The organism is Iamia sp. (assembly GCF_035575815.1).
Lineage (GTDB): Bacteria > Actinomycetota > Acidimicrobiia > Acidimicrobiales > Iamiaceae > Iamia.
In genome coordinates this window covers 1-4,243 of the sequence record NZ_DATLXO010000191.1, presented here as the reverse complement: position 1 = coordinate 4,243, position 4,243 = coordinate 1, and the positions used below count along the sequence as shown (strand labels likewise).

6 protein-coding genes are annotated in these 4,243 nt (G+C 72.1%); 3 read left to right on the top strand and 3 right to left on the bottom strand.

Annotation, left to right across the window (positions count from 1 at the left end; all coding sequences use genetic code 11):
* Both VNL12_RS19360 and VNL12_RS19355 read right to left on the bottom strand, forming a co-directional pair.
* The coding region (locus VNL12_RS19360) for an SDR family NAD(P)-dependent oxidoreductase (RefSeq protein ID WP_325596791.1) at positions 1 to 234 on the bottom strand (234 nt) is incomplete at its 3' end.
* Positions 235 to 262: 28 nt separating this feature from the next.
* The gene (locus VNL12_RS19355) at positions 263 to 1,072 is read right to left on the bottom strand and encodes an acyl-CoA thioesterase (protein WP_325596790.1); all 810 of its coding nucleotides are present in this window, start codon (positions 1,070 to 1,072) and stop codon (positions 263 to 265) included.
* Between the two features lie 68 nt (positions 1,073 to 1,140).
* Here VNL12_RS19355 and VNL12_RS19350 point away from each other — a divergent pair, with 68 nt between their 5' ends.
* Entirely contained in the window at positions 1,141 to 1,956 is an 816-nt protein-coding gene (locus tag VNL12_RS19350; RefSeq protein ID WP_325596788.1) for an SDR family NAD(P)-dependent oxidoreductase, read from the top strand.
* Positions 1,957 to 2,023: 67 nt separating this feature from the next.
* Here the strand turns inward: VNL12_RS19350 and VNL12_RS19345 are convergent, their stop codons facing one another.
* Complete coding sequence (locus tag VNL12_RS19345; protein WP_325596786.1) at positions 2,024 to 2,716, bottom strand: hypothetical protein; 693 nt, start codon at positions 2,714 to 2,716, stop codon at positions 2,024 to 2,026.
* A 438-nt stretch (positions 2,717 to 3,154) separates the two neighbouring features.
* Between VNL12_RS19345 and VNL12_RS19340 the strand changes: the two genes are divergently transcribed.
* Both VNL12_RS19340 and VNL12_RS21325 read left to right on the top strand, forming a co-directional pair.
* A complete protein-coding gene (locus tag VNL12_RS19340; RefSeq protein WP_325596784.1) occupies positions 3,155 to 3,691 on the top strand; it encodes a hypothetical protein in 537 nt (178 codons plus the stop codon).
* A 139-nt stretch (positions 3,692 to 3,830) separates the two neighbouring features.
* Complete coding sequence (locus VNL12_RS21325) at positions 3,831 to 4,163, top strand: relaxase domain-containing protein (protein WP_414654942.1); 333 nt, start codon at positions 3,831 to 3,833, stop codon at positions 4,161 to 4,163.
* Positions 4,164 to 4,243 lie beyond the last annotated feature (80 nt).

Below are 4,243 nucleotides of genomic sequence, written 5' to 3'. Positions count from 1 at the left end.
GGGCAGAGCGGCCCGGCTGTCGGGGTCGGCCAGGTCGGCCTCGACCACCTCGGCCCGCACGCCGTGGGCGGCGACCAGGTCGGCCGCCAGGGCCCGCATCTCGTCGCCCCGCCGGGCCACCAGGGTGACGCCCCGGCCCCTGCGAGCGAGGTCCCGGGCGATCTCGGCCCCGATGCCCGACGAGGCGCCGGTGACGATGCAGGTGCCGGCGTCCGACGGTGGGGGCAGGGCCATCGCCGGATCGTAGGGGCCCTCAGTGCGCCTACCGCTGGTCGTCCCACTCCCGGGCGATGGTGGACTGGCTGGCTGTCGCCAGCAGGGTGCCGTCGTCGGCCCACAGGTGGACGAGGCCGTGGCCGAAGCCCCGGTCGAGGGCGTGCACCTCGATGTCGACGAGGATCCACTCGCTCGGCACCAGGCGCACCACCCGCAGCGTGTTGTCGAGGCTGTTGCCGCCGACGTGGCGACCCAGGGCCTGGCTGGTGCCGAACGGGACGTAGTCGCCGAGCACCGCGAGCTTGGCCGCGGTGGTCTCGGGCAGGTCCGCCATCCGGGCCCACAGCGCGGAACGCCCGCCGGGCAGCGGCGTGGCGTCGAAGCGGTCCATCTGGCGGCCGCGGGCCAGGCGGAGCTCGATGCGACGCATGATCGACTCGTGGGAGTCGTCGAGGCGCGACGGCCGCAGGTCGCAGTCCTCGGGCGGGGGCACGTCGGGCATGGTGGCGAACTGCCCTCGGACGGCCAGGTCACGGTCGCCGAGGGCGGCGTTGACGGTGAGCACCTCGGTGTCGCCCACCCGGGCGACGGCCCGGGCCTGGCTCACGGTCTTGCCGTCGACCGGGACGGTGACGTCGATGTCCATCACCGACGGCGGTCGGGCGTAGGAGAGGTACTGGGCGGTGCCCCACACGAGGGGCCGACCCGTCGTCGCCTCGAGGGCCTGAATGGCGGCACCGAGGCCGCAGCCGCCGAAGAGGAACCCGTGGCCGGTGCACAGGTGGGGTTCGACCGGCAGGTACCACCGGTGCGGGTTGTGGGTGGTCTGGAGGCCGAGGAACGGCGCCGGATCCATGGACGGCGACCCTACGCGGCCCTCGCGCCCAGTCCGCACCCCCGGGATCGGCGGTACAGTCGGGCGCCGTGGACCTCGGGCTCTCGACCAGGACAGCCGCCGTCGCCGCCGCGTCGGCCGGGCTCGGCCTCGAGGCCGCCCGGGCCCTGGCCCGCGAGGGCGTCACCGTGGCGATCTGCGGCCGCGACCGAGCCCGGGTCGAGCGGGCGGCGGCCCGCATCGGCGAAGGCGCGGTGCCCCTCGTCGCCGATGTGTCCTCGCCCGAGGGCGCCACCGACTTCGTCGCCCAGGCCGTCGACGCCCTGGGCCGGGTCGACATCCTCGTCGCCAACGCCGGCGGCCCCCCATCGGGCACCTTCGCCACCACCCCGCTCGAGGCCTACCTCCCCGCCCTGTCGCTCAACCTGCTCTCGACCGTCGCCATGTGCCATGCCGCGGTTCCGCCCATGGCGGCGCGGGGCTGGGGCCGCGTCGTCGCCATCACCTCGGCGTCGGTGCGCCAGCCCATCCCCACGCTGATCCTCTCCAACACCGAGGCCAGTACCCCGCCGGAGAGGTCGGCTTCGACCAGCGCCGAGCCTCGGAGCGCGGCGGCGGTCATCAGCGCCGTGGTCGTCACCCCCGGGGCTCCGCGCAATGACGCCACCGACACGACGCTCACCGCTCGCCCCGCTCACCGGTGCCATCGGCTTCCGCCAACCTATGAGCCGTCGAAGGACCGGCAGTGGCAGTCGGGTCGGCGATCGGTCGTCGCTCGTCAAGCATGGGGTCTCCTCGTCGGAGCGGGCACGGCGAGAGCCGTCACCGTTGGTTTTGCGACGGTCGGCCCGGTGACGGTCAGGCTGACGAGACCGAAGCTCCGTGGTCACGGAAACCCGACCTAGCGATACCCGAGAAGGTCTGGCTCCACGCCTCCTAGGTGTTCTTCCTGTTCACCCGGCATCTGGAGGGTCACGAGGCCAGCGGAAGGTGGCGGAGTCGGAGTTCGGCGCGCCACCGTTGCTGGCACAACACACGGGGCTCGACGTCGTGTTCGGCCGCGACCTCGGCCAGCCGTTCGCCCCCGACCCGGGTGCGGAGAATGACCCGGAGCATCGGCGCCGAGATGGCCCCTTGTCGGCGGGCCCGGTCTAGGTCCTCGATCAACAGTCGACCCAGGACCACCTGCTCCGGTGATGAGTGGCCATCAACAGGGTCGGTGTCGATCGGGAGCGAAGATGTCGGCGCCTCGATGAGGCGGTGCTGGCGGTACCTCTTGCGGGTGTCGAGCAACACGTTGGCCGCCACCGAGCCGTGCCGCGTCCGGGGGTAGGTGCGGATCCGTTCCCACGCGAGCGACACCAGCTCGACCAGGGCGGCGGGGTCGTCGTTGCCGGTCGAGCGAGCCAAGTGGATAAGGCCAGGCACCATCGATTGCAGGAGCGTTCGGGCGGCGAGCTGGTCATCGGGAGCAAGGCCCGCCAACGCGGCGAGAAGCGCCGGCGCCCGGTTCGGGTCCCGTCTCGCCTCCAGCAACGCGTCGAGGTCGGCCAGTCCCTCCAGGACCGGGTGGAGTTGAGCCCAGCGGGTGAGCGCCCGCCGCCCCCGAGGTGAGGTGGCGAGCTCAGCCCACTCGCGATCGAGCTGTCCCAGGATCGGTTCCATTGGAGATCTCCTCGTGTCAGATGGACACGGAGACGATCCGCGACGCACGTCCCGGTCAGGTTCCGGTTGCGATTCCGGCGCGCTGAGAATCTCAGGCACCTCAAGCCCAGGGTCCCGAACCGGTGCCCGGTCAAGTTCCTCGCGCCTGGTGCGCCGAGCTCGGATGCGCCAAGGCAACGACGGACCGGGGGGCACCGGTCGCGTCGCACACGCGCTGTGGGGGCCTCGACGCATCGCTCGGAGCCTCGCAACCGCCTCAGCGCCGAGACGGCACGGTGACCGTCCCGAGGCGATGCCCGTACGGGCTCCGGGGCGCGGCGCGTGCTCGGCACCCCCGAGAGGGGTTGGCGGGTCCCGGAACGGTTCCGGTTGAAGCACCGGGGCCCCCAGCGGAAACCATCTCGCGACACCGCCGTCACCTCGCAGGCCTAGAGAGCCATGGAGCGTGCCCCCTATGACCTTGAGTTCGCCGCCGCGGACCACCCCGACCCAAAGGTGCGCCACGCCGGCTTCAGCCTGAATCACCCGTATGTGGAGCAGTGCTGGGGCGCGGTGCTGGGACCGAGCGGTGTTGCCGTCCTTCGCCGCCTCCCGGTGCTGTGGGCCGACCACGAACCGGCCCGCATCCCCGCCGGTGAACTGGCCCGCTCCCTCGGCCTGGGCCGGGGCACCGGGGCCAACAGCCGTCTGCAACACGCCCTCGACCGCACCACCCGCTTCGGCCTCGCCGACTGGACCGAGCCGGGGCGGGCGCTGCGGGTCTACACCGAGGTCCCACCACTCGATCGCCACCGGCTGGCCCAGCTACCCGACTGGTCCCATCGGGCCCACGACCGGCTCCTCACCGAACACATCGACCAGCTCGCTCGCACTCCCGCAGCGCCAACTCAAGCACCGCCGACCATCACCGAACGCCTCGACCGCCTCCAGCAGCCACCGGCCCCCCACCGCAGCTCGCCGGTGATCAGCCGATGAGCCTCCAGCGCCGCCACGGCCACCCCGGAAAGCCCGTCGACCCAGCCGTCCACGTCGCCCCTGAAGGGCAGATCCGGAGATCACACACTTGCAGGTTCCCCTTCGGGAAACCTGTGGGCGGTCGTGCGAGGACCGTTTCGTGAGGTTCACCGTCACCCCGCTGGGCGGTGCCCGGAGAGATGTAGGGCGAGTGGTCGACGGCATCGTTCGTTACCTCCAGCCGAAGGCTCTCACGGGTCACTCACCGGACGGCCCGACACGGGGCGGCCCGACACGGGGCGGCATCGAGGGACCATCCCGTTACTACGCCGACAGCGGGGAGGAGCCGGGCCGTTGGCTCGGTCGTGCTGCTGACTTGGCGGACCTGCGCGGCGAGGTCCAACGCGATGACTTCGCGGCCGTCCTCTCCGGGCGGGACGGCCAGTTCCAACGGTCGGTGCACGGTCCCGGTCATGATGACCGGTGCTGTTGACGCCCACCGACCGTTGGAGACCCCAGGATGCCAGGCGCGCCGTTGTCGTTGCCCGAACGCGAAGAGATCAGCGTCGTGCT